21 protein-coding genes and 3 pseudogenes are annotated in these 26,244 nt (G+C 38.6%); 9 read left to right on the forward strand and 15 right to left on the reverse strand.

The genetic code is table 11. From position 1 onward, the window contains the following. Positions 1 to 5: 5 nt before the first annotated feature. The 4 genes from ACU8V8_RS10410 to pyrC form a co-directional block, all read right to left on the reverse strand. Entirely contained in the window at positions 6 to 776 is a 771-nt protein-coding gene (locus ACU8V8_RS10410; RefSeq protein WP_446887417.1) for a DUF3450 domain-containing protein, read from the reverse strand. A 449-nt stretch (positions 777 to 1,225) separates the two neighbouring features. After that, the gene (locus ACU8V8_RS10415) at positions 1,226 to 1,849 is read right to left on the reverse strand and encodes a response regulator (protein ID WP_446887418.1); all 624 of its coding nucleotides are present in this window, start codon (positions 1,847 to 1,849) and stop codon (positions 1,226 to 1,228) included. A 373-nt stretch (positions 1,850 to 2,222) separates the two neighbouring features. Continuing rightward, positions 2,223 to 2,432, reverse strand: a complete 210-nt coding sequence (locus ACU8V8_RS10420) for a cold-shock protein (RefSeq protein WP_016707789.1) — start codon at positions 2,430 to 2,432, stop codon at positions 2,223 to 2,225. 311 nt (positions 2,433 to 2,743) lie between these two features. Continuing rightward, a complete protein-coding gene (gene pyrC, locus ACU8V8_RS10425) occupies positions 2,744 to 3,796 on the reverse strand; it encodes a dihydroorotase (RefSeq protein ID WP_446887419.1) in 1,053 nt (350 codons plus the stop codon). 220 nt (positions 3,797 to 4,016) lie between these two features. Between pyrC and ACU8V8_RS10430 the strand changes: the two are divergent. Then, positions 4,017 to 6,385, forward strand: a pseudogene (locus ACU8V8_RS10430) (EAL domain-containing protein). A 68-nt stretch (positions 6,386 to 6,453) separates the two neighbouring features. Here ACU8V8_RS10430 and ACU8V8_RS10435 read toward each other — a convergent pair. Both ACU8V8_RS10435 and bamC read right to left on the reverse strand, forming a co-directional pair. Beyond that, positions 6,454 to 7,843: pseudogene (locus ACU8V8_RS10435) on the reverse strand (YjiH family protein). Positions 7,844 to 7,910: 67 nt separating this feature from the next. After that, positions 7,911 to 8,972 (reverse strand): outer membrane protein assembly factor BamC, encoded by a 1,062-nt coding sequence (bamC, locus tag ACU8V8_RS10440; protein ID WP_446887420.1) that lies wholly within the window; start codon positions 8,970 to 8,972, stop codon positions 7,911 to 7,913. 345 nt (positions 8,973 to 9,317) lie between these two features. Here bamC and ACU8V8_RS10445 point away from each other — a divergent pair, with 345 nt between their 5' ends. Continuing rightward, on the forward strand, positions 9,318 to 9,851 hold the full coding sequence (locus ACU8V8_RS10445) for a glycine cleavage system protein R (protein WP_446887421.1): 534 nt from the start codon (positions 9,318 to 9,320) through the stop codon (positions 9,849 to 9,851). A gap of 10 nt (positions 9,852 to 9,861) precedes the next feature. Next, positions 9,862 to 10,338, forward strand: coding sequence for a thioredoxin-dependent thiol peroxidase (bcp, locus tag ACU8V8_RS10450; RefSeq protein ID WP_446887422.1), 477 nt, complete (start codon positions 9,862 to 9,864; stop codon positions 10,336 to 10,338). Between the two features lie 53 nt (positions 10,339 to 10,391). Here bcp and ACU8V8_RS10455 read toward each other — a convergent pair whose 3' ends face one another. Then, positions 10,392 to 11,078, reverse strand: coding sequence for a DUF3334 family protein (locus ACU8V8_RS10455; protein ID WP_446887423.1), 687 nt, complete (start codon positions 11,076 to 11,078; stop codon positions 10,392 to 10,394). 118 nt (positions 11,079 to 11,196) lie between these two features. On the opposite strand from ACU8V8_RS10455, the gene cmoA reads away from it, so the two are divergent. The 5 genes and pseudogenes from cmoA to ACU8V8_RS10480 all read left to right on the forward strand — a co-directional run bounded on the left by cmoA (position 11,197) and on the right by ACU8V8_RS10480 (position 15,562). Next, positions 11,197 to 11,922 carry a carboxy-S-adenosyl-L-methionine synthase CmoA gene (gene cmoA, locus ACU8V8_RS10460; protein ID WP_446887424.1) on the forward strand — a complete coding sequence of 242 codons (726 nt, stop codon included), beginning with the start codon at positions 11,197 to 11,199 and terminating at the stop codon, positions 11,920 to 11,922. Between the two features lie 15 nt (positions 11,923 to 11,937). Beyond that, on the forward strand, positions 11,938 to 12,906 hold the full coding sequence (gene cmoB, locus ACU8V8_RS10465; protein ID WP_446887425.1) for a tRNA 5-methoxyuridine(34)/uridine 5-oxyacetic acid(34) synthase CmoB: 969 nt from the start codon (positions 11,938 to 11,940) through the stop codon (positions 12,904 to 12,906). A gap of 209 nt (positions 12,907 to 13,115) precedes the next feature. Further along, positions 13,116 to 14,167, forward strand: a pseudogene (purM, locus tag ACU8V8_RS10470) (phosphoribosylformylglycinamidine cyclo-ligase). After that, a complete protein-coding gene (purN, locus tag ACU8V8_RS10475; RefSeq protein WP_446887426.1) occupies positions 14,167 to 14,814 on the forward strand; it encodes a phosphoribosylglycinamide formyltransferase in 648 nt (215 codons plus the stop codon). The pseudogene purM and the gene purN overlap by 1 nt, the downstream one beginning before the upstream one ends. After that, entirely contained in the window at positions 14,771 to 15,562 is a 792-nt protein-coding gene (locus ACU8V8_RS10480) for a DUF3108 domain-containing protein (protein ID WP_446887427.1), read from the forward strand. The genes purN and ACU8V8_RS10480 overlap by 44 nt, the downstream gene beginning before the upstream one ends. Positions 15,563 to 15,901: 339 nt before the next feature. Here the strand turns inward: ACU8V8_RS10480 and ACU8V8_RS10485 are convergent, their stop codons facing one another. The 3 genes from ACU8V8_RS10485 to ACU8V8_RS10495 form a co-directional block, all read right to left on the reverse strand. Further along, positions 15,902 to 16,012: a hypothetical protein gene (locus tag ACU8V8_RS10485; protein WP_446889621.1), complete on the reverse strand. Its 111-nt coding sequence runs from the start codon at positions 16,010 to 16,012 to the stop codon at positions 15,902 to 15,904. Between the two features lie 129 nt (positions 16,013 to 16,141). Then, complete coding sequence (locus ACU8V8_RS10490; RefSeq protein WP_446887428.1) at positions 16,142 to 17,173, reverse strand: RDD family protein; 1,032 nt, start codon at positions 17,171 to 17,173, stop codon at positions 16,142 to 16,144. A gap of 34 nt (positions 17,174 to 17,207) precedes the next feature. After that, a complete protein-coding gene (locus tag ACU8V8_RS10495; protein WP_446887429.1) occupies positions 17,208 to 17,924 on the reverse strand; it encodes an enoyl-CoA hydratase/isomerase family protein in 717 nt (238 codons plus the stop codon). Positions 17,925 to 18,105: 181 nt separating this feature from the next. Here ACU8V8_RS10495 and ACU8V8_RS10500 point away from each other — a divergent pair, with 181 nt between their 5' ends. Beyond that, the gene (locus ACU8V8_RS10500) at positions 18,106 to 18,753 is read left to right on the forward strand and encodes an NAD-dependent epimerase/dehydratase family protein (protein ID WP_446887430.1); all 648 of its coding nucleotides are present in this window, start codon (positions 18,106 to 18,108) and stop codon (positions 18,751 to 18,753) included. A 54-nt stretch (positions 18,754 to 18,807) separates the two neighbouring features. On the opposite strand, the gene ACU8V8_RS10505 is transcribed toward ACU8V8_RS10500, so the two are convergent. The 5 genes from ACU8V8_RS10505 to ACU8V8_RS10525 all read right to left on the reverse strand — a co-directional run bounded on the left by ACU8V8_RS10505 (position 18,808) and on the right by ACU8V8_RS10525 (position 26,210). Continuing rightward, complete coding sequence (locus ACU8V8_RS10505; RefSeq protein ID WP_446887431.1) at positions 18,808 to 20,367, reverse strand: AbgT family transporter; 1,560 nt, start codon at positions 20,365 to 20,367, stop codon at positions 18,808 to 18,810. A 280-nt stretch (positions 20,368 to 20,647) separates the two neighbouring features. Next, complete coding sequence (locus tag ACU8V8_RS10510) at positions 20,648 to 22,015, reverse strand: L-serine ammonia-lyase (protein ID WP_446887432.1); 1,368 nt, start codon at positions 22,013 to 22,015, stop codon at positions 20,648 to 20,650. A 78-nt stretch (positions 22,016 to 22,093) separates the two neighbouring features. Next, positions 22,094 to 22,414 carry a hypothetical protein gene (locus ACU8V8_RS10515; protein ID WP_446887433.1) on the reverse strand — a complete coding sequence of 107 codons (321 nt, stop codon included), beginning with the start codon at positions 22,412 to 22,414 and terminating at the stop codon, positions 22,094 to 22,096. Continuing rightward, positions 22,386 to 23,243 (reverse strand): metallophosphoesterase, encoded by an 858-nt coding sequence (locus ACU8V8_RS10520; RefSeq protein ID WP_446887434.1) that lies wholly within the window; start codon positions 23,241 to 23,243, stop codon positions 22,386 to 22,388. The genes ACU8V8_RS10515 and ACU8V8_RS10520 overlap by 29 nt, the downstream gene beginning before the upstream one ends. 156 nt (positions 23,244 to 23,399) lie before the next feature. Then, on the reverse strand, positions 23,400 to 26,210 hold the full coding sequence (locus ACU8V8_RS10525; protein ID WP_446887435.1) for a TonB-dependent receptor domain-containing protein: 2,811 nt from the start codon (positions 26,208 to 26,210) through the stop codon (positions 23,400 to 23,402). Positions 26,211 to 26,244 lie beyond the last annotated feature (34 nt).

Here is a 26,244-nt window from a genome sequence, read left to right on the forward strand (position 1 = left end):
ATTGATTACTCCGCGCCAAAGATTGGTAGTTTAACAAGTTCTAATGTCGCTTGCTTACGCGCCATACGAATAACTTCTTTAACAGGTTTTAGGTATTCATCACCTAATTCTTTCCACTGTTTAGTATTGTTATCCCATACCCATGCGTGCTTTAAGTCAAACGATTGAGCAACGTAAGTGATGCGACCAAGTTGGCCGAAATCAACGTTAATGCTCTTACCATCAATTTCTAAAGTACCTTGAGAAGCAGCAACTAAAGAGCTATATGCAGCTTCAATTGTGTATGACTCTAGTACTTGACGGAATTTCTCTGAAGTTGTTACAGAAGAAGAAACCATTGTTTCACGTAATCTCTCAACACGCGCTAAACGAGTGTCAATGTTAAACGGAACGTCCGCTTTGATGAATTGCTCAAGCGTATCGATCATGCGATACATCAAAGGCACAACGTTTTGTTTAGTGTTGTCGATAGTCGCGATCTGGCGATCAAACGATTCAATTTGTGCATTTTGGTCTGCGACCAAACGTGCAACGTGATCGTTATATACTTTCAAAAGCTCAGTTTCATCAACAATGCCACGGTACTCAGCGATAAGCTCTTGAGTTTGACCGTATACGTTGTCAATTTTAGTTTGAGACTTAACCGCAGCCGTTTGAATTTGTTGACCTGCTTTTTGCACGTCATTCAAAGGATCTGCAATCACATTGCTGCTTGCGAATGCAAAAGCGCCAACCAACGCAGTTGCTACAAGACTCTTTCTGATTTTAACAGACATAGTTCCCAACCAATTAAGTAATGTTACTTTTATAATTTAATTACCTCCCGAAGGAGACAACCCTGATATCTTTTAATAGATATCAACCCTCCAATAATGCTAAATGCAATGCACGCTGTCAACTTGATGTTTATAATAAAACGCAAATAAATAACAATTAAGAATAGAAACTAAAATTCAAAAAAACAGAGGGTTAACACAATAGTAACAATACTGAATGGCAACTTTATGCAAACCCCACTAGTAGTAACGGTTTTATGAGTGAATTTTAAATAAAAAACATAAATGTAACATTTTGTGATGGGCTAGAAATGATGAAAAAAACTTCAAGAAAAATTTAGTCTAGAGTAATCATTCAGTAAAAAAGCGTATTTATTCAGCTAACATTATAAAAACTGCGATAGTTTCCCGTATAAAATTACACTTTTTACTTAAACGTGAATTGATATTTACAGTTTTTTTGAATAAGGATCGTTATTTACTAATTTAGCAAGTGAAATCACAGAGTCGACTCCAAGCTTTTCGAAAATTTTAGTCTTATACGTGCTGACAGTTTTATTACTAATAAACAACTTTTCCCCAATATCCTTATTTGATAACCCCTCAACTAGGTAACTCATCACTGTAAGTTCCCTATGCGTTAAAATTTGATCAATATCTTTTTCATTAATCTGTAAATCGTCTTGTGGAAAAAATGTAAACCCTCTCAGGATAAGCTCAACTGCAGACGTTATATCTTCTAAACTCTCAGCTTTATTTATAAAGCCCTGTGCACCTAGTTTAGCTGCGGTTCTAATAATGTGTTTATCTTGTTTTGCGGAAAGAAACAGTACTTTTCCTTTATAGCCCTCAAGCAATGCCCGCTTAAAAAGACTGAAACCATCAGACTCCTCAAGCTCAATATCAAGAATTATAAGGGAAAAGCAACATTTTTTTATTAGATTTAATGCTGACTTTTGACTTGCTACTGCTGAAACGTCATTAACTAAAGCTGATTTGCTCAACGTAGTTTTAATAGCAGCACAAACCATAGGGTGATCATCAACAATTAGTACATCATTTGCTGTATTCATTCAGTAGTAAACCTTTACTTAGTATATTTTTATTCTCTTACCCTAGTGTAAACCATGATTATGAATTGTTCCTTGTATTAATAAGCACATACGCATCACTAAGCAGTAAAATTAAATAATAATTTTAGTGTTTAGTAGCTAATAATTATAAGGGATGAGTTAAATACTCAACAAGACCATTCTAACTGTTTGGTTTATCAGAGAATAACAGAATACATAATTTGATACAGAAATAAACAATGTCGGAGAGGATTTTCAGAAGCAATAGCAATAAAAAGCTGTAAAACAATGAATTAGTATAATTTTAATAAGAGGGAATTATGGTGAAACAGGAGCCTGTTTCACCAAGATGAACTAAGGTTCACATAAAAACTTATGCTACTTCTACGTTCTCAGCTTCAGGGCCTTTTTGACCTTGCTTGATGCCGAAAGACACTTGTTGGCCTTCGCTTAGAGTGCGAAAACCTGAGCCTGTAATAGCGCTGAAATGTACGAATACGTCAGGACCATTTTCTTGTTCAATAAAACCAAAGCCTTTAGCTTCGTTGAAGAACTTAACTTTACCAGTAACCGTGTTTGACATACCAAATTTTCCTGTAAGTCAATAATTAAAATTCAGCCAGATTGGCTATATCCTCCCTGAGTGAATGCCCAAAAATCTTTGGGGTATAGTACAGGAAGAAGCAAAACCATTAACCGGTAACCTTACACGCCGCACAATATCCGTAAATTCTATACGCAAAAACTCAAAGCAAGATAAGGTTAACACAATAAAAACGTTTTAGCTCTATTAATTAAAAAATATTTTATAAGCCATGAAACAATTGGTGAAACACGGCTTAACTGATTAATTTTAAGACTAAAAAATGCAGTTTATATTTAGATAATAGTTAATTATTTTACTTGCCAGTCAATAACAGACTCAGCTTTTATTGGCACCACGTGATCACCACCTAGCGGGTAGCTAGCGGGGACTGTCCAAGGCTGTTTAGTTAAAGTGACCGTGTCTGTATTTCTTGCTAGTCCATAAAAGTCAGGTCCGAAGTGGCTTGCAAACCCTTCAAGTTTATCTAACGCACCCGCGTCCTCAAACGCCTCAGCGTAAAGCTCAAGAGCTGCATGAGCTGTATAAGCACCAGCACACCCACATGCAGCCTCTTTTTTATTTTTATAATGCGGCGCAGAGTCTGTGCCTAAAAAGAATTTTTTACTACCACTAGTCGCCGCTTCAATTAATGCTTGTTGATGAGTATTACGCTTTAAAATTGGTAAGCAATAGTAATGAGGGCGAATACCTCCAACTAACATATGATTACGGTTGTATAGTAAATGATGAGCTGTAATGGTCGCAGCCACGTTATCAGACGCATTATTAACAAAATCCACCGCATCCTTTGTGGTGATATGCTCAAGCACAATTTTTAAATCCGGGAAGTCTTTTACAACGTCACCCATTATAGTGTCTAAAAACACTTTTTCCCGATCAAAAATATCAATCGATGAATCAGTTACTTCACCGTGAATAAGCAACAACATACCAACTTCTTGCATTGCCTCAAGTACTGGGTAAATATTCTTCATTGAAGTAACGCCAGAGTCGGAGTTCGTTGTTGCACCTGCTGGGTATACTTTAGCAGCAACTATTTTACCCGTTGCATGCGCTTTTTTTATCTCTTCAGGAGCGGTATTGTCTGTCAAATACAGTACCATTAATGGCTCAAAGTTACCTTGCGGACCTGCTGCCATAATACGATTGCGATACGCTAACGCAGAATCAGTGCACACTGCAGGTGGAACCAGGTTAGGCATGATGATCGCACGTCCCATGTAACGACTAATATCACGTACTGTATCAGGTAGCTGATCACCGTCACGCAAATGTACGTGCCAATCATCTGGACGAGTTAGTGTTAATGTAGGTGTATTTTGAATTTCTTGCTTTGACATTACTTTGTTCCACGGCTGAATTTAGTTGATCATAGGCATATGGCTAACCCGAGTAAAGTATTATCGCGACTAAAAATAGATATTTATAAGCAACTTTAGTGTGTATTAGTTTTTACAGTAACCAAAAGTAATTTTGACTTATTTCTTTGTACCTTGGTTAATATTAAGTTAACGTGGTTAATATGATTATGATGACGAAGCAGTTTCCTGACTAATTTCTATGTCAAATAAATTAGATATTCCCACTGCGCTTGAGCTTAAAACCGAGCAATTGAGTATTATTAACCAATTTTCATCCAGCTTATTACAGCTAGACAAACTTGATGAATTATTTGAATACGTTACAACTCAAGTAGTAAAGCGATTAGGTTTTGTCGATTGCGTTATCTATTTAGCCGACCATAGTCAAAACACTTTAAATGAAATCGCCGCTATGGGCGTGTCAGCTATCGCCACCGACTACTACATTGAACGCAATACAATACCGTTTAATCAAGGTATTACTGGCTATGTAGCAACAACTGGCCAAGCAGTTATTATTGGTGATGTCAGTGCTGATGTGCGTTATATTGCTGATGCCCGCCCCGCCATGTCAGAGCTATGCGTGCCACTTATTTATAAAAGCAAAGTACTAGGGGTTATTGACTGCGAACACCCAAAGCGTAATTATTTTACCGATGCACACCTAGAAATACTAACGACTGTCGCACATCTTTTGAGTGCAAAAATCAACCAAGTACGCACAGTAAATAATTTACAAAAAACCGTAAACCAGTTAAATGACGCGCAAAAGCTAGAAACCACTTTGTTACAAATAGCAAATTTAACTTATCAAGCAAGTGATTTGGATGCTTTTTTAGAGTCACTGCATAATATTATGACCAACTTACTGCGCACTGATAACTTTTTGGTCGGCTTATATGATAAACATGTCGATGTACTCGAAATTGTTTATATTATCGAAGAAGGCGTTCGTTCTAATGCGCATAAAAAGATTTCAAAGCAGCAATTAAAACATACGGCTTCTTATTACTTGCTCACGGCAGAACAATCTTTACTACTAAATAAAAAAGAATACCAACAATATATTGATGCTGGGCATTTTCAAATGGTAGGTAGGCCGTCAGAGTCTTGGTTAGGTGTGCCTTTTACTGTTAATGATCACACCACTGGAGTTATTGTGGTACAGAGCTACCAAGAGCAATATCATTACAGCGAACATGATAGAGATATATTAACCTATGTTAGTCGCCAAATTAGTATGGCAATAGACAGACAACTGTCGCGGCAAACGCTGGAATATAGAGCGCAACATGATGAACTTACCGGCTTGGCTAATCGCTCATTACTCATCGAAAAAATGCAACATGCCATTTTGCAACTCGCGCAAACGACAAAAAAAATCAGCCATTGTTTGCTTTATTTAGACTTTGATCGCTTTAAAAGTATTAATGACTCATTGGGTCATGAAGTGGGTGACCATTTCCTTGTTACTATTTGCAAGGCTATTCAAAAGACGATGCGTAGTACAGATACATTTGCTCGATTAGGAGGCGATGAGTTTGCTATATTTATGGAAAATATAAGTCATAAAAATCAAGTAAACGAAGCATTGAAAAGGATTGCGACAGCGCTTGATGTACCACTCAATATCGACGGTCATTTGTTACAAGCATCCACTAGTATTGGCGTTGCATTTACCCATAGCGATAAAGACAAGGCCTATAAATTATTGCAACATGCCGACGCAGCGATGTATGAGGCTAAATCATCTGGCCGAGGACAAGTTAAATTTTTCAATGGCACTATGCGTAAAAAGTTAAAAGCCCATGCTGATATTGAAAATGACTTGCAGCACGGTATCGAGCACGATGACTTTGAGCTTTACTACCAACCCATTTTTTCAATACAAACAAGTAAAGTTATCGGTTTTGAGGCGCTTGTGCGTTGGCATCATCCTAACAAAGGGTTTGTGTCACCGAACGACTTTATTCCTGTAGCTGAGCATACAGGGCAAATAATAAACCTAGATCTACACTTGCTCAATCTTGCAGCGAAACAAATTGCCGCTTGGACTAAGCAAGGCAAACGCTTTTTACGCGTCACCGTTAATGTTTCATCTAGGCACTTTGCCAGCCTTGATTTTGTATCGCAAATCCACAGTCTTTACAATAAATACCAGCTTCCATTAGGCTCCTTATGCCTCGAAATCACAGAGTCCGGTTTGATTGAAAACCTTGAGCTGGCTACTGAAATTATTGAAGGCCTAGCGCCTTTGAAAGTGAAATTATGTTTGGATGATTTTGGCACTGGCTATTCTGCTTTAGGTTATCTACACCAACTACCTATCCACGTCCTTAAAATAGACAAAAGCTTCATAGATAATTTACAAGATAGCGCCAACCCTTTAGTCGAGGCTATTTTATCGCTTGCAGGTTCCTTGAACTGGATGTTGTTGCAGAAGGAATTGAAACTCAAGCACAGCTTTCAATTTTACAAAATACGAAATGTAATTTTGGCCAAGGCTTTTTAAAGTCAAAGCCGTTACCAGCAAATGAAGCTATCAGACTTATTGACGCGCCGCTTTAAACTATACACCCCGCGCTAAGATATAAAAAAGCCCTGAAAAATCAGGGCTTTTTATTTACATTAAACTGCTAGCCAACTAACCAATGCGCCATCAAGGCAATTACCGGTAAAGTCACTAAAGTACGTAATATAAATACAATAAATAATTCCACGATATTTACTGGTATTTTACTGCCTAATAATAGCGCTCCGACTTCTGACATATATATCAATTGCGTTACACTCATAGCCGCAATAATAAATCGAGTTACATCACTTTCTATTGAGCCTGCGGCTAAAATAGAAGGAATAAACATGTCAGCAAAACCAACCATTATTGTTTGTGCTGCGGCTTCTGCTTCAGGAACTTGAAGAAGCTCTAAAAATGGCACGAATGGCATACCAAGATACTGAAATATAGGTGTATACTCAGCGATTATGAGTGCAAAGGTACCCACTGCCATAACCACGGGTAACACAGCAAATACCATATCAAAAGCATTATGAAGACCCTCTTGTAATGTACCTTTAAAACCTGGCGCTTTTTTCGCTTTTTCAAGAGCGACATCAAGAGAATGTTTAAACAAAGTTTTCCCCTCGGGCACAAGCTCTGCATTACCATCAGGCTCAGAACCATCAATGTAGATATCTTTTTTAAACCTTAATGGGGGTAAACGCGGCACAATAATCGCGGCAACAACGCCAGCCAAACAAACGGTTAAATAAAAGGGTGCAAATAAATACTCAAGCTTAACTTGGCCAATCACCACCAAACAGAAAGTGATAGACACAGCAGAGAACGTTGTACCGATGATTGCAGCTTCACGTTGAGTGTAATATTTATCTTCATATTGACGTGCGGTCATCAAAATACCGACACTGCCATCCCCTAACCAAGAGGCAACACAATTTACTGCACTTCTTCCTGGTACGCCAAAAAGTGGCCTCATTACTTTGGTTAATAAAGTTCCTGCCAGTTCAAGCAAGCCAAAGTTTAATAATAAAGGTAGTAAAAGACCCGCTAAAATAAAAACAGAGAATAAAACGGGCAATAAGTCTTTTAATACTAATAACCCAGTATTTTCAGAGCTAATCGCATCCGGCCCTACCTGAAAATATGTAAGCAGCACAAACACCATGCCAAATAGACGAGTAACTAACCAAATCCAACTGACATTAAATAAATGATTAAGCAAATGAAATTTCGTTAAGGCTTTTGGTTTAAAAAAGACTAAAAATCAGTGACATAGAACCTGTTATGCAAATAATAACTGCGATTACTTCTGATGCAATTTCACTAAATGACGCTTGTATAACTTTTGCCATCACCGCAATAGGAATTGTCATGATCTCCCCAGAAGGAACAGGGGTCATAAACAAAAACACACCAATTAACGAAGGAATTAAAAAGGTTAACCACACCTTTAAATCATAGTTTGGCGCGACTGATTTAGGTGCTGGTGAATTAAACTGAGACATATTTTCAACCTGTAGAAACCACAAAAAGAGCCAAAGCTCTTTTTGTAGTGATATTTTTATTGTTTAATTAAATTTTGATACCGCGTTGACGCAACGCATTTTCTAATGCTTGTTGTAAGTCATTCATAGTGCCCGGCTCTAAGGTTGTCCCCTCACCATCCATCCACGTTAAACTTGTGCCCCCCTCTTTAGTTCGGCTCACAAGAATTTGATACTGACCATCTACAATCGGCAGTTCAGCTAAATCTTCACCCCAAATTGAATCCCATACACTTGATTCTGGTTTATTGTAATCAGCAGTTATCAAACCTCGCTCTTGATCAATTTCAACAATCGTAAATGATAAACGCTCTAAAAAGCCTGAGAAACGATCAAATACTGCAAAATAATCTTGCTCAGTCACTAAAGCTGCATTGCCTTTATTATCAAAGCCCATTTCAAGCGAGATAATGCCTTGTTGTTTACGCATTTCAACTTCAAGTTGACGGTAACGATAATCAAACTCACCGATAACCTGATTTAAAGCTCTCACTTCTAACTGCTGTTGCAATAACGGCGTCAATTCTTCGCTCTTGCTTTTATAATCAACTAGCTTAGAAGTTAAAGATGCTGTGCGCTGGTGTGATTTTTCTTCAATACTAAATACAAAACGCTGCTGTGAAACTTCTGTTTCACTATCCCATAACCAGCCTTCTTCAGGTTGGATGATTGCATACCAATCTGTTTCAACAGTACCTAGTAATTTGTCTTGTTTTAACGGCTTTGTTTGATGCTCAGCCAAAACAGCCTGAATCGAATCCCAAATAAACTCATCTAAATCGACAATTCCATCATTTTTATCAAAATACACACGTGCTTGTTTGTCACCTTCTTCAACCCAGCTACCTTTAGCAATCGTCAACACCTGCGCTGGGGGACGATAATTAGTCGAATCTGGGTTGTTATCGTACTCCGCCACTTCCATTTTATAAGTGGGGTCTTGAGCTGGTTGCGCTAATTGGCCTGCTACCTGTACAGGCTCACCGGCTTTATAGTTACGCTTATGATGCGCCTCGTCAGTAAAAACGCCACACCCAGATAAACTAACCAATACGCTTACAGTCAGCGCTTTTGGGATCCAATACTGCACAGATAATTCTCCTTAGCATACCCTTAATTGTTTTAACAAATATATGAGTGGGTTATGCCGATTTGGTTCAGTGTAAAATCAAGATTAACTTTACATTTCTTATTTTTATGCAAACCCTATAAGAGTGGCGGCTTTTATTAAACTACCAATGGTTATGCAAAATTTTAACTATGGTACTTTCCCATGCCATTAAAAACAAGAAACACTGTGCTTTAAATAATGCTTAATGCAGATGTTTTGTAGTTTAGCGGTAAATTTGTGCTAAACTTCCGCGCCGTGCATGTGTATTTGCCGGCATAGCTCACTCTGGCTGTTATTACTAATATAACCTAGGTACTTGAATTCATGACTGCTTTTTCAAATCATCAAATCGTTTTAACTGCTATTGGCGAAGACCGCCCTGGTATCGTCAGCGAATTAACGCAATTAGTGAGTGACTGCCACTGCAATATTATTGACAGCCGTATCGCTATTTTAGGCAGTGAATTTACATTTATTATGCTTTTAGCAGGCGATATGTCTGCGATAAGTCGTATTGAACATACTTTGCCAGTTAAAGGAATGGAGCTTGGCTTGCTTACCATGATGAAGCGTACAGCCAGTCATACACAAAGTGAATTTTGTGCAGGTTACACCCTAGAATACACAGGAATCGATACACCAGGCACACTCAGTAAAGTAACGCGCTTTTTTGCCGACAATCAAATAAGCATTTGCTCATTAAAATCAGATACGTATGATGAAGATGAGCAAACTAAAATGCGTTGCGAACTGGAGTTTAATATTCCTGTTGATGTCAATATCGATGAATTTAAGATCGATTTTGAAGCCCTTTCTCGTACACTTGACGTAGATTATATTTTTAGACGTATTCGCTAAGGAGCACAATATGAACGTGATCAGCCCATTACAAGCCGGTGATACTGCACCCGCTTTTAGCCTGCAAAACCAAGATGGTGAAACCATCGAACTCGCTGAGCTACTTAAAGAACAACAAGTATTAGTGTATTTTTACCCAAAAGCCTCGACCCCTGGCTGCACGGTTCAAGCCGAAAATTTGCGTGATGAAAAAGCAGAGCTTGCTAAGCTTAACACTCGCGTCGTTGGCATTAGCCCTGACCCAGTAAAACGCTTAAAAAACTTTGAAACTAAAAAAGAACTTAACTTTGACCTTTTATCTGATGAAGATCATGCCATTGCGGAAGCATTTGGCGTATGGGGTTATAAGAAGTTTATGGGAAAAGAGTACGATGGAATCCACCGTTTAAGCTTTTTGATTGGCCAAGATGGCAAAATAAAACACTTGTTTAATAAATTTAAAACCAAAGACCATCATCAAGTTGTGTTAGATTTTTTAAAAGGCTAATACTGCATAAATAACCCCGAACTATTATCGGGGTTATCCTTCATTAAAAACTATTATAATCCTAACTCCGCCATAAAATCATCGTCAGCATCACCTGCTGCCTCTGCTTTGGCTGCTTGCTCTTTTTCCGCTTTTTGTTTTGCTTCATTTTCAATGATGTCATCAGGGTCTACAGCTTCACTAATATCAAAATCATGCAATTTAATGAACTCAGTTTTATCCATTGCTAATTCTAGATAGAATATATTTTGCTTACTTGTGGTGAAGGTTACACGTCGTGCCTGCGGCCTATCCATCGTAGTATCAACAGAAATTTGCACTTGTTTATTGATTGCCATCATTTTCGGTTGATTTTGCGTAATAGAAGTGTGTAACTGCTCGCGCACTTTTGAAGTAAAGTCGCCCACTATTTGGTTCATTAACTCACCAAGTACATTTGATACATCGTCTGACAAATGGCTGTGTGCAATTTCTTCTTCCGGCATACCCATACTACGCATATAGTCATGGTAAATTTCCATTGCTGCTTGCGAAGTGAAGTTGGTAATTACCAACCCTGTAAACCCACCATCAAATAAAACAAAGCAACCAATATCAGGTCGCATACATGTACGGGTTATTTTTTGTACCATCGCTGAATAGCTTATGCTGTTGCCACTAGCCGATGACAGTACCCCAGTAACTGAATGACAAAGAGTAGATAGAATATCTTCAGTACTAATCACTTTACTTTTGCTCATTAAAACGTCTCATTTTATACTTGTTATTGATAATTCTAGCCAAGCTACTGAAATTATCACTGACTATCCAGCATAAAATGCTAAAATGACCCTATTATTTTTCAAAGAGACTGTTTGTGTGACTGTAAAAGACAGTATTTATGCCACAGAGCAAGCGGTTAAAGATTTTAGCTTTGACCAAAACGTAGTAGAAGTATTCCCTGATATGATCCAGCGCTCAGTGCCTGGATACGCCACCATTGTTAGCACAATGGGTAAACTTGCTGGTGAATACGCACAAAGTAACTCTAATCTATATGATTTAGGTTGCTCATTGGGTGCCGTCACCTTAAGTATGCGCCGTAATATCCGTACTGATAACTGCCATATTATTGCAGTAGATAACTCCGAAGCCATGGTTGAACGTTGTAAGCTGCATTTAAAAGGTTTTCGCTCTGACGTACCCGTAACTGTTACTCTTGGCGATATTAACGAGCTTAATATTGAGAATGCTTCGGTAGTGGCGATGAACTTTACTCTTCAGTTTATACCGCCCGCACAACGTCACGCCGTGCTTGAAAAAATTTACGCTAACTTAAAACCTGGTGGTGTATTACTGCTTAGTGAAAAAGTAAAAGGCGAAAACGAGCAGTGTGATAATTTACTGATTGATTTACATCATGATTTTAAACGTCACAATGGCTATTCAGAATTAGAAATAAGCCAAAAACGCACTGCTATTGAAAATGTAATGCGCCCAGATACATTAAGTGCACATTATTCTCGCCTAAAAGAGATTGGCTTTAGTCAAATTCAAGTATGGTATCAATGTTTTAACTTTTGCTCATTAGTTGCAATAAAATAATTTAGGAAATATTTAATGTCTTCATGGTTTAATCGATTTTATGCAGCCATTGCACAAGGCCCACTGAGTCACTGGCTCGAAGTACTGCCAAGCCAATTAAAGCATTGGCAAAATGAGGCCAGCCACGGTGACTTGCCAAAATGGCAAAAAGTGTTAAAAAACTTGCCAGAAGTGGCAACTGAGTATGTAAATATCACTGATAAAGTACAAATTGGTGCCGCGGGTGAAATGAGCGAAGGTGAACAAAAACAAACTAAACACCTGCTCAAGCGTATGATGCCCTGGCGTAAAGGCCCCTTCAACGTTCATGGTATTGAGATTGATACCGAATGGCGCAGCGATTGGAAGTGGGACAGGTTATTACCTCATATTGAGCCCCTTAAAGGGCGCACAGTATTAGATATTGGCTGTGGCTCAGGTTATCACCTATGGCGAATGCGTGGAGAAGGTGCTGAATTTGTTGTTGGTATCGACCCTTCTGATTTATTTTTGTGCCAGTTTCAAGCCATTAAACATTTCAACCCAGATGAAAACGTTCACTTACTGCCGCTAGGTGTTGAAGCGCTACCTGAACTCAAAGCATTTGATACGGTTTTTTCAATGGGCGTGCTTTATCACCGTCGTTCACCAATTGATTTTTTAGCACAATTAAAAGCGCAACTTCGCCCTGGTGGTGAGCTGGTTCTTGAAACACTCGTCATCGAAGGTGATGAGAATACAGTGTTAGTGCCAACTGACCGTTACGCAAAAATGCGTAACGTATGGTTTATTCCAAGCACCGCTGCATTAAAACTGTGGATGGAACGCGTTGGCTTTAAAAATGTGCAAGTAAAAGACTGTGCAATCACCACTCTTGAAGAACAACGAAAATCTGATTGGATGGAAAACGAATCACTGATCGACTTTTTAGATCCGAACGATATTAGCAAAACCATTGAAGGCTACCCTGCTCCACTGCGTGCAATATTAACGGCTAAAGCCTAACAACAGTTTAAAAATACGAGGTCAATGGTGAAAGTCTATAGACTCATAACTTTCACCTTGCCACTTGAAACTTTACTTATGCGGACAACTGTCCTTGTCATTATAGTTAAACTTATATTTGAACTAGCCGCGCACCAGCAATTGTTGTAAAATACGCGCGTTTCTAAGCATACACATGCAAAACCATGCAACTTTTTTGAGGAAAACCTGTGAGCGAACAAAAACAGTCTCTAAGTTATAAAGACGCGGGCGTAGATATCGATGCCGGTAACGCACTTGTTGAGCGTATTAAAGGCGTAGTTAAAAAAACCCGTCGTCCTGAAGTTATGGGCGGAATTGGTGGTTTTGGCGCACTGTGCGAAATCCCTGAGGGTTACAAGCAACCAGTTTTAGTTGCAGGCACTGATGGTGTGGGTACTAAATTACGTTTAGCTATCGACCTGAAAAACACGATACCGTGGGCATCGACTTAGTTGCTATGTGTGTGAATGACCTTATCGTTCAAGGTGCAGAGCCATTATTTTTCTTAGATTACTATGCAACAGGTAAGCTTGATGTTGATACAGCTGCAGACGTTGTAACGGGTATTGGCAAAGGCTGTGAGCTTTCGGGCTGTGCTCTAATCGGTGGTGAAACTGCTGAAATGCCAGGCATGTATGAAGGTGAAGATTACGATATGGCTGGTTTTTGTACTGGCGTAGTTGAAAAAGCAAACATCATCGACGGTACTAAAGTTGCCGCTGGCGATCAACTAATCGCACTTGCATCAAGTGGTCCTCATTCAAATGGTTTCTCATTAATTCGTAAAGTGCTTGAAGTATCAAAAGCTGATACCAACGCTGAGTTTGAAGGTAAAACTCTAGGCGAAACACTGCTTGAACCTACACGTATCTACGTTAAACAGTTACTTGAATTATTTAAACAAGTAGATGTTCACGCACTTTCTCACATCACCGGTGGTGGCTTTTGGGAAAATATCCCACGTGTGTTACCTGAATCTGCAAAAGCAGTTGTAAAAGGTGATAGCTGGCAATGGCCTGGTATCTTCAACTGGTTACAAGAAAACGGTAATATCACGACTCATGAAATGTACCGCACATTTAACTGTGGTGTAGGTATGGTTTTAGTAGTTCCTGCTGATAAACTTGAGCAAAGCTTAAGCATCTTAAAAGATCTTGGCGAAAATGCATGGCACCTTGGTGAAATCCAAGACGCCCAAGCAGGCGAAGAACAAGTAGAAATCCTAGGTGGTCGTGATTAATGGCCCCTTCTCGTCTAGTAGTCTTAATTTCAGGTAGTGGCTCTAATTTACAAGCTATTATTGATGCCTGTAATAATGGCGAGATAAACGCAAACATAGCGGCTGTCATTAGTAATAAAGCAGACGCTTATGGCCTTGAGCGAGCAAAACAAGCTGGTATTGCAACCGCAGTGCTCAGCCACAAAGATTTTGACTCGCGCGAAGCCTATGATGCAGAATTAATGGACGTTATTGACTCTTTTACACCAAATCTAGTTGTATTAGCTGGTTTTATGCGTATTCTTACTCCTAGCTTAGTGCAAAAATTTAAAGGAAAAATGTTGAACATTCATCCTTCTTTGTTGCCTAAGTATCAGGGTCTGAATACCCACCAAAGAGCAATAGATGCAAAAGATGACGTTCATGGTGTAAGCGTGCACTTTGTCACTGAAGAATTAGACGGCGGTCCCGTTATTCTTCAAGCCAAAGTTCCTGTGTTAGCTGATGACACTGCTGACACACTAGCAAAGCGTGTGCATGCGCAAGAACATATAATCTATCCTTTGGTGGTCAAATGGTTCAGTGAACAACGACTTACGATGGAAGCAGATTATGCAGTTCTTGATGAAAACAAACTCCCACCACACGGCGCAGACTACCCACAATAAAAAATTAAGTGCCCTACTTTTGTGTGCGGGCACTTTACTTCCTACCAGTTTAATCGCAGGTGAACTCACCCAATTCGAAGCCAACTATGACATTTTGCGTAAAGGCGAAAATCATGGCCAAGGCGTACGTACGCTAAAAAAACTCGCCGATAACAGCTACCAAGTTAGCTACCACAGTGATATTGAGTGGATGATCTTCTCAGATTCACGTAAAGAAACATCAAATTTTATTTACACTGGCGAAAAAGTCACACCTGTTAGCTACAGTATGATCCGTACTGGCACCGGGCCTGATAAAGAATATACCCTACAATTTGATAACGCTAAAAAGCTCGTCAACAGCAGCGAGAGTAAATACCCTATAGAATGTGAATGGTCTGATCAATTTCAGGATTCAATCTCATACCAAGTTCAAGTACGTGAAGAGTTAAAAATGGGTAAAACCAGCTTTTCATATCCACTTGTTGATAAGAAAGGTAACTGCCGCGACTATAATTTTGAAGTCGTAGGCAAGGAGATGATCTCTCTGCCTATCGGTAACATTGAGGCGATTAAAGTAAAGCGCCTTTACGATAACGACAAGCGTCAGGCATTAGCGTGGTTCGCCCCAGAAATGGACTATATGCTAGTTAGAATGTGGAAAGGCGAAAAAGGTGTAGAACAATTTGAAGTACAAATGAAATCTTTCACCGTCACCAGCCCTGTGGCAATACCAAAAGACATAAATAGCAAAATAGAACCAGAGTAACTTGGGTCTGGTATATCAAGCTAATGTTCAAAAACCTGTGCCATTTCATTAAATTGATAATAAAGGAATGGCGCATTACAAATACATTTTTTAAGCCGTTTAAATAATCTGCTCAACCTTTGATTTTTAAGCTGCCACAGAAGTTTAAACACCCTTAAAGTGGCAAATGTGCCATAGGTCTCGTCCGCAAAACAGTACTATTTTATCATTTACTTTATGCTAGAGTTTACGTTCAGTTTGACTACAAAGTTCAACATCCACTGATAATTTATTACAGCAAAATGACCATAAATATGAGCTAACTTTAGACCTTTTATAGCTAGCACTTTTTGTGACTCTCTATTTTCTGTACTCACTATTTCGTAAATAGCTTCTCAAAAAGTAGCTCTGCTTTTTTAAGCCTTCTTCGGTCAGTATGACTGATTTAGCTTTGCCAACAGGATTATCTATTAAACCCTAAGGTTGCACTGTATTGTTCAATAAAAGCGCTTTTGCCATAAATGACAACCTACAATTTATAGCGAATGTCTTAGTTTGAATAAGCCAGAGCTAAAATATTTATTAAAGCAGACTTTTAATTTATTGCTTAATCGCCTTTTCTATTGTTTCTGGAGTGGCTGGCTGATTCATACTCCCTTTTATAACAACCGTCGCTGATATTTTATCTTGGATGGCTTGCCGATTCGGGTCCCAATAGACTTGTAAGAACCCCAATAAACCGGTTGCAAAGCCAGCGCCATAACCGCCGTAACGACCAAAGCAATCAAGTAAGCCTAACGGCTCTCCATTCAAAGCGACTACACGAATATTACACACCTTTTTACCCGGCGTTTGCCCTTTCCATAAAAGAGAAAACAAAGTGAAATAAACCGCAGCCCACCCAAAGCCTAGACCTAAATCCTCTATAATCCCTATACCCCACTTTAAAATACTATGAGATGTTGGTGAGTTTGAATGTGGCTCTATAGAGTCAATTTCCTCTAATGACTGTTCATTATGTGATTGCTGGCTAGCCTCAATGAGCAAATGCAGCAGCCCTTTTGCCATATTAATATGTTCAATCTCGTAAACTTTGCTGAGCTCTTCAAGTTCAGCGAGCTTTGGTACTTGAGATACTAAATTAGCCAACTTAGCTGTTTGACACGCTTGATCGCACAGCTGCTCACCTGAGGTTTGTTTTAAATAAGCCTTAGCAACCTGTATTTCTTCTGGGCTTAATACAATATCTTGCTGAATACTTACGCTTTCAGCCACAGTGTCACCATCAAAGTAATCAATTGCTACTGACAATAAATACAACGAGCTAAAAAACAACAAGGTAGCAGCCGTTAATTTTAATGCTCGCCGCCAAAGTGAGTTCATTTTAGGTAAGTGTTTTTGTGCTGTGCCTTTATAAAAAGCCACTGTAGCTACGAATGCAATTAAAGCAGCACTGAGCTTTGCCGCAAGAAAGATTAGCATAACATCGATAATCATCGCTAACGCTCGCCTTGTTGGCGATGCCAGCGGTAACCCTAATAATGCCTCATCTATTTTGAATGCATAAGGTGTAATGACTTCCTTGGTTTCAGAGTGTGTTAACTTCAACTCTTCTATTTGTTTAGCCTTCATGAGCGTTCTTATATCCTGGAGCTATTATTAGCAGCTAAACCATTAACGCAAGATTATCAATGAACGGTTTATTCTGTTCATCAATAATTTGAATTATTTCTTTATGTAAACGCTTTTTATGCTCTGCAAAAATAGCTCGTTTTTTGTCAAATGTAGCAGCAAATTCCATCGCATCTGTAAGTAAAGTATCGTTATCTTTTGAGGCCTTTTCAATAACGTGATCGACTGCTAACTCTGCACCTGGGACGCGTCGGCCAGTTAGTTTCATTTCATTAAAGCGGTAATAAGGTATCGCTTTTTTCACAAAAGCTATCATTCCCGGTAAAAATGGAATTGATAAATCAACTTCTGGGAAACAAAAGAATCCTCGATCTGCTCGCATAAATCTAAAGTCACAGGCACACGATAAAATAGCCCCGTTACCAAAAGCATGGCCATTAATTGCTGCAATCACTGGCATCGGGAACAGTAATAAAGTTTTAAAAACTTCATCCATATCGTACATAAAGCCACGTATTTCATCCGCTTTATTCGCTTTCATTGCAGGCATGAGCCAATCTGTATCGATGCCTAAACTCCAGCTTTTTTCATCATTTGACGTAATAACTAAGGCTTTATGATTTTCGTTTTCAAGCACTTCACTTAATAGCGTCTTTAGAGTAGCGGCAAAAGTGGGGTTCTGGCGGTTTTCACCATTGGTAAATGTAATAACTGCCACGCTCCCCTGCGTGGATAATGTCATAATACTCATAGTCGTACCTTTAAATTTTTATTGTGTGATTAGATTGCCCCTTTAACATTACAGGCGCATATTGTTAATAATGCCATGGTTAATGTTTAAGTTACTAGGACTAAAGCTGTCGATTGATTGTCTAAAGCATAAATATTCTTCACAATGCTCACTCTATAGTTTAACGCAGTGGTAATTACATATGAATAAAACGGCAATTGTTATCGGTGCTACGGGATTAATAGGTAGCCATTTAGTTGAGCAGTTGATTAGCGCAGCCCATATCACTAAAGTAATTACACTTACTCGCCGCTCAGTTAGTTTTAACAGTGATAAAGTCATTAATTATGTGGTGGACTTTGCACAATTAGAGCAACACTCAAATTTATTTGAAGCTGATATTTTATTTTCATGCTTAGGCACGACTAAAAAAGCCGCGGGCTCAATTGATGCGCAACGAAAAGTAGACTTTAACTACCAACTCCATGCAGCTCAACTTGCTGCAAAGAATGGCGTTGAACACTATTTAGTGGTGTCATCTAGCGGTGCAAATGCTAACAGTCGTAGTGCGTATTTAAAAATGAAAGGCGAATTGGAACAGGTTGTAGCACAGTTAAACTTTAAGCACATTAGCATTATTCAGCCATCGTTATTACTTGGGAAGCGAGATGATGACTTTAGGCTTGGCGAAAAACTTGGCAGCGTACTTTTGCCTGTTTTATGTATGTTCCCAGGCCTTAAAAAGTTTAGGCCAATAAGTGGCAAACAAGTCGCTATAAAAATATGTAATATCAGTGCCCAACCAGCTCAGGGGCTAAAATATTATAAACTAGATGAATTATTTAAATAATAAAAAACCCCACCAGTAAGCTGATGAGGTTTTTTGTAGAAAAGTGACTTTGCGCTAAGGTGTTACGGCAGGATATACGTAGCTAGCGTCAAGACCCAGTGGAATACCAAGTGCCCAATAGCCAAGTAAAAACAAACTCCAACCAATCATAAAGGCAATTGAATACGGTAGCATCATGGCGATGAGCGTGCCAATGCCCGTGCCTTTAACATACTTTTGACAATACACCACAACTAGCGGGAAGTAAGGCATTAACGGTGTAATAATATTAGAGCTTGAATCGCCAACTCGGTACGCGGCTTGCGTTAAATCTGGCGAAATACCTAATTGCATCAACATAGGCACAAACACCGGGCCTAATAACGCCCACTTAGCTGAGCTAGAGCCGACAAACAAGTTAACAAAGCCCGTTAAAAAGATGATACCCACAACAGTAACTGCACTTGGCAGCTCCATTGCTTTTAACAGCTGCGCCCCTTCTATAGCTAGAAGCGCTCCTAAATTTGATTTACTAAATGCAGCAATAAATAGCGAGCAGAAAAATGCCATTACAATATAATACGACATACCATGCATTGCTTTACTCATCGCATCGATCATATCTTTAGAGCTTTTAAAGGTACCAACTGTAAAACCATAAACCGCACCCGGTATCCAAAACAGTAAGAAAATGAGCGGTACAATTGACTGCATTAAAGGTGATCTAAAGTTTGTGAGCGAGCCATCTGCGCTGCGCATTGCTGAATCTGCTGGCGCAGAAACATAGGCAAGCAAAGCCAGACCTGCAATCATTACGCTACTTGCGATAAAAAACGCGCGCTTTTCGTCACTACGAGCATCTTCAAACGCCGGTAAATCTTCGGTTTCACCATCGACAGCAGTATTTTTTAACCGTGGCTCAATAATTTTATCAGTGATATACCAGCCTAATAAAACGATAAATAAGCTCGATGCAGAGGTAAATGCCCAGTTATTTAATGGGTTAATCGACATAGTCGGGTTAATTATTTGCGCCGCACTTTGGGTAAAACTCTGTAATAACGGGTCGATTCCGGATGGAATAAAGTTAGCACCAAAGCCGCCACTTACACCAGCAAATGCCGCAGCAATACCCGCAAGCGGATGACGTCCAGCCGCATAAAAAATAACCCCTGCGAGTGGAATAACTAACACGTACCCAGCATCGGTTGCTGTATGGCTAACAATAGCAACTAAAATAATAGACGGTGTAAGTAGCTGTTTAGGCGTTACTTTTAACATGAGCTTTAAGCCCGTATTAATAAAGCCAGAGTGCTCAGCAACCCCCACTCCTAGCATAGCAACTAAAACCACGCCCAGTGGTGCAAAACCAGTAAAGGTTTTTACCATTGAAGACAAAAAGGTGGCAAGTGAATCACTGGCCAACATGTTATTGATTATAATAGCTTCGCCAGTACGCGGGTCGATGGCGTCAAAGTTAACGCCTGAAAACCACCACGACAAAAACCAAATCAGTAACATAGCAAATAAAAATATAATTGCCGGATCAGGTAATTTATTCCCCACCCTTTCTACAAAGTTTAAAAATCGTGCAACTAGCCCTGTCGGCATCGTTGCATCATTATTATTATTCATTTCGCTTGTTCCTTAGGATTTTAACCAGCATACATTACCGTAAATGCTTCCTTAGGTAAATTTTAAGTAACCATAAAATATAGATTTTAGGAACTATAAATCACCAAGTACATCGAGTAGGGTGAGGTTTTCTCCTCATCCCTCTCACAGGGCGTACGTACGAGCCTCATATAGTGCTCCTTTACTCTTCCTACTACTCCATCAACTTATTTTCTAAACTGATTTGATTCTTAGCAGAGTTCAACTTCACGCTTTTTTAGATCCAACCTATGAAATGTTATTAACACTCAACGATAGAAACGTTTATAGCTAACCCTCCATGAGATGTTTCTTTATATTTACGTCCCATATCTTTACCTGTTTGATACATTGTTTTTATAACTGTATCGAGTGATACTTTGCTATCATTAGGATTATAGACAGCCATTCTAGCAGCATTGACCGCCTTAACTGCTGCTATGGCATTTCGTTCGATGCAGGGGGCTTGAACTAATCCACCAATGGGATCGCAGGTCATACCTAAATTGTGTTCCATCGCTATTTCAGCGGCGTTTTCTATTGCCTTAATATCGCCACCTAATATATGCGCTAATGCGCCAGCAGCCATAGAGCAAGCTACACCAACTTCCCCTTGGCAACCAACTTCCGCTCCTGAAATAGATGCATTTTTTTTGTATAAGCTGCCGATAGCTGTAGCTACGGCAAAAAACTCTGTAGAAACTTTCCGTGTTATTGGCAAGTGAAATTGATTAATGTAACTTAAGACCGAGGGGATTATACCCGCGGCACCATTCGTTGGGGCTGTAACAATGCGATTTCCCCGAGCGTTCTCTTCACTAACAGCAAGAGCAAACACATTTAACCAGTCTATTTGATTGAGTGAATCTATACTCTTATGATGAATTAATCGTTTAAAAAATTCTGGTGCTCGACGATTAAGATTTAAACCGCCAGGTAATGTTTTTTCCTGAGAGTGTAATCCTCTATTGACACTCTCATTCATAACAAGCCATATATCATGGCATTTTTCATAAATTTTATCTTCATTAGTTAAGGTGGCTTCATTGGCTAATACAACGTCTACGACGTTCATTTGAGAACGACTACAAATCTTGGCCAATTCATCAAAGGAATTAAATGGGTATGGCTGCACTGAAGTTGTTATTTTTAGTGTTGTATCATCAGCGGTGCAGATAAAACCACCCCCAGTTGAGTAAAAGGTCTCTGCTTGTAAAAGAGTATTGTCTTTGTCAAATGCTTGAAACCTAATACCGTTTGGGTGGAATTTTAAGTATTCTTGATCTCTAAACTCAATATGAAAGTCTGGATTAAAGACAATTCTATGATATTTTTCTATCGCTAAAGTGTTTGTGTTAGTTAATTCCGTTAGAGCAAGTCTTGCTTTTTCTATGTCAATTGATTCGGGCTTATAGCCTAATAAACCATATATCACAGCTTGATCGGTTCCATGCCCTTTACCCGTATTTGCTAACGAGCCATATAAAGTAACTTCAATACGATTAACATTGCTTAGGTTTCCTTTCGTTTTCAACTCTTTCATAAAAACATTCGCTGCTTTCATCGGACCTACAGTATGAGAACTGGATGGGCCTATACCCATCGTAAATAAATCAAAAATACTATCCATTTGATATTCCTTAACCCTACCCCTTAATTAATCATATAAGAGATAGTGTTTAATAAAGCTGAATTATATGACTAATTTTTAGTCTGTTACTAAAGAGGTGTTTTCTAAAGGAATCATTTCTCCGCTTAATGTACCTCGCCACTTATTGTTTCCATCAATTAATAATACTTCACCGTACTTGCCATTTTTGATACTTGAATCAATAGCAATCACTTTTCCTTCATGTCGTGTCTCTATTTGTTTTTGAGATGTGTGACCAACTATTATATTTTTAACGTTAAAGTGCTGTAGTAATAGTTCAATTTCTTCATTACTAGCACCTTCGTCTTTTACTTTAAAGTAACCTCGATACCATATTGGCCCATTTTTTTTATGTAAATATTTTCCCCACCCCCTCACGTTTAGTGCTTAATTCACTTTTTACTAAATTTGTCTTAAATACAGTATTGATTTCAGATAACGTACGTTTTTCTTTAGCTAAGCTAGGATGGAAACCACCATGTGTAAATAACATATTATTTATTTTTACTAATACAGGTTTACTTCTTATCCAATTACCTAAAATACTCTCTTTAGAAAACAACTCATCATAAGGTATATTTAGCGTGTTCGCGGTATACTCATATTTAGGGTTTAAGTAACGTAAGTCGCCATTGAGTGTCATGACTTCATGATTGCCTAATAATAAGTGTACTTGCCCACCGACACGTAACGCTTGTTTTTCCAATTTATATAAAAACCATAAAATTTCTGTAACCTGATCTCCGCGATCAAAGACATCTCCTGTTATGACAAAATGGCCATTATCAAAAGACCAATTTCCTTGTGTATCGATAATGTTATTATTTTGAAGTAATTGCATCATGAGCTTGTATTGCCCATGAAAATCACTCGTTGCGGCAATTTTAAAGTCGCCACTATACTCGAGAATATTATCTTCTTTTACCAAACCTGAAGTAACTTCGGCAGATAAACCACATGAATTAAACTTATGAGGGTAATTATCGATCAATGTTATTTCTTGTTTACGTTCACCATCACAAACCCAAAAACTAGTAAATGAAGATTTACTCTTATTTTTTAAAATATAAGGACCATCACTTATTTCAATATTTAGGTTAGATGTTTGATTATCGACTTGAGCGATTAGTTTAGGTGCATCTTCTTTTGCTAGAATAGAGAAAGATAGTGTGAACAATATAAGAGATAAAGTTTTAATTTTTTTCATGATATTCCTTAAAATAACGCCTTAGGATATAGTTGTAGGATAATTATTATTGTCTGTATTTGAATTGGCACAAGGGTTTAAATAAACGATTCACACACTAGGGTGAATCGCTTAATAATCAGTAAAATACCCACATCCTTGTGGAAGTGCTGTTATTTAGAAGGATAAAGTTACTCCAGCAGTATAAAGACGGCCAACGCCACCACCAAATGCACTGTAGTAGTGTCGACTATCAGGTCTGAAGTCACCATTATTATCAAAAATATTTCTAATGCCTGCTTTGAAATCTATTTCAGTATTATCAGATAGCTCCATTTTATATTTCACTGATAAGTTATGTTTCGTATAAGAGCTAACTTCGTAATAAGCTAATGATTCTGGGTTTTCCACACAAGCTGCATTTAGTGCTGCGCAATTTGTATTGTTTTTCTCCATATATCCTAACCATTCTGTATATCGATTTTTGTCGTTAATTGACGAGCTTTTATAGCTGGTACTCCAGCGCACTCGCCAATTGCTTTTTGACCAAGATATTGAAGCCGATGCTTTGTCTTTGAAAATACTTTCATTATCAATATCACCGATATAATCGGTTGTGATCAACTCTCCCGCCGTATCGGCAGTTTCTGACCATTCAATTATATGGTTCATATCTAACTTAAACTTTAAAGAACCGTATTCGCTTAAATCATAGCGATATGCCATTGCAACATCATATCCCCGTGTACGTCTTTCATTTAGGTTGTAGTTACGTTGTATTACTTCCGTAATTTGACCATCATTAGCGCGGGTAATATCATTACAAAACGTGTTACCTGCTCCCCAAGCCATTGATGAGTTGTAGCAAGCGTTAACAATTGCTTGGTTTTCATAACTTGAAATTACATCTGATATCTTAATATCATAATAATCAAGAGCTACTTTAAACCCATCAATAAATTCAGGGGCCATTGTGATACCAAAAGTATAGGTATCAGCTGTTTCTTCAAATAACTTGTTATTGCCTTCTGCGGGAGAATAACCTCCGTTTTCATCTTCAAATTCAAAGTTAGGATTTTCGGCGAGTTGTTTGGCAAATACCTGTTCTAAACGACAGTTATCGTGTCCAGGGGCATTTGATGTTGCAGTTAAACCGTCACATGTATCATCATAACTGTCATAATCGCCGCGAGGTGGTGAATCTAATTCTGTAATATTTGGCGCGCGTTGAGCGCGTGAGTAGTTGGCACGAAAAGCATACCCATCAGTTAGCTCCCACATCAAGCCCACACGGTAACTTGAGATCAAATCAACATTTTCCGAGCTATAATCAGCAAAACGAGCAGAAACCTCTAAATCAACACTTTTAGCTGCGGTAACATTTTTTAATAATGGTAAAGACATTTCCGCAAAAATTTCAGCAACGTTAATTTTTCCTGAAAAAGAAGGAACGTAGTTAAATGTGATCCCACCTTCTGGCACATTGGTGCTGAGCTCTTGTGAATCTTCTCTATATTCAAAACCAAAAACTGATGCAACAGGACCATAAGGCATGGTGAATAAATCACCTGCGATATAACCTAAAACTGTTACTTGTTCTATATCTGAATTAATTGTTGGGTTTGCTCTAATATAATTAGCCGCTTCAGGAGTAATTGAACCTTCGCCGAACATATTCAATGGTACACAACCATTAGCACGTGCTTCAGCGCTTTTACATTGTATAGAACCATCATCTAATATTTCAGCATCGACAGCGTTACGCCAGTTTTGTACATAAAGTTCATTATATCGCGTTTGTCTTTGACTAGATTTTCCATAACCAAGTGATAAATCCCACTCCCACTCGCCATCAAATGCAATCCCTTGAACACCGCCCCAAACACGAATAGTATCTCGGGTGTTATCTGTGATAATTTCACCAACCTCATTAAACCTACGATCCCAATAAATACGATCTTTGTATAAACCCGAATCTAAAATCTCTTGTGGAACGTAAGGGTTGTCAATTGGAATGTAGCCGAGATTGATTTCGTCAAAAATTCCTGTTGTAGGGTCATATGTAACACGATTGGAACTTTCATTACCATCTTCTGGTGATTTATAATTTACTGAGCCATTAGTGCTATATTGCACTTGGAAATAAGCTTCAAGTTCGTCAGATAGCTCATAATCCATCTTTAACGCAAAAGAAGATGAGTCTTCTGGTACTTTTAGTTGTACAAATTGATTTGAATTGATGCCATATTTTTCTTCATTGTCGCGCCAGTCATTATGAAGGCCATTTTCATCGTACCAGAACTGTTGATCATTCTTACTGTTTTCGCCAAATACACCACCAGCTAAACCATCACTACGGTTACGCCATTGATCTTGTGTGGTGCTATTAAGACAAACTTCATCTCCACTCTCAATTATAACGGTGTTACACATCAAGGTATCATTATAATCAAGATCCATTTCTTGTTGGGCTCGATTACGATCCCTGAAGCTTAATCCGTATTCTTTAGCGTAATCGCCAGCCATGAATAGATAACCTCGGCCGCTATCAAAATCAGTTCCATAACTCATTGATAAGGAGAACTCTTTGGCTCCACCTTCAGCGCTTTCACTGCCCTTAGCTTCAAATTCAAATCCTTCTTTATATTGTTGAGTAATGATATTAACAACACCGGCTATTGCATCTGAACCATAAGCAGCAGAAGCTCCGCCTGTGATAACTTCAACTTTCTCAACCATCCCCGTTGGTATAGTTGATAAACTTACTTTATTGGAACTATAACTATTAGAAACGGTTCGACGCCCATCAATTAAGGTTAATGTTCTACTTGACCCTAAATTACGTAAATCAATGGTGGATAATCCCGTTCCGTTAACATCCGATTGGCTTGTAGTATTACTCGTTCCCATGCCTATCATAGGCATCTCTTCTATTAAAATATTAGATAATGAGCCGATTCCAGCGTCTTCAATTGCGTCTCTATCCATAGTTGCCAAAGGGGTTGCAACACTAAAACTATCG

This window comes from Pseudoalteromonas sp. SaAl2 (assembly GCF_052947895.1).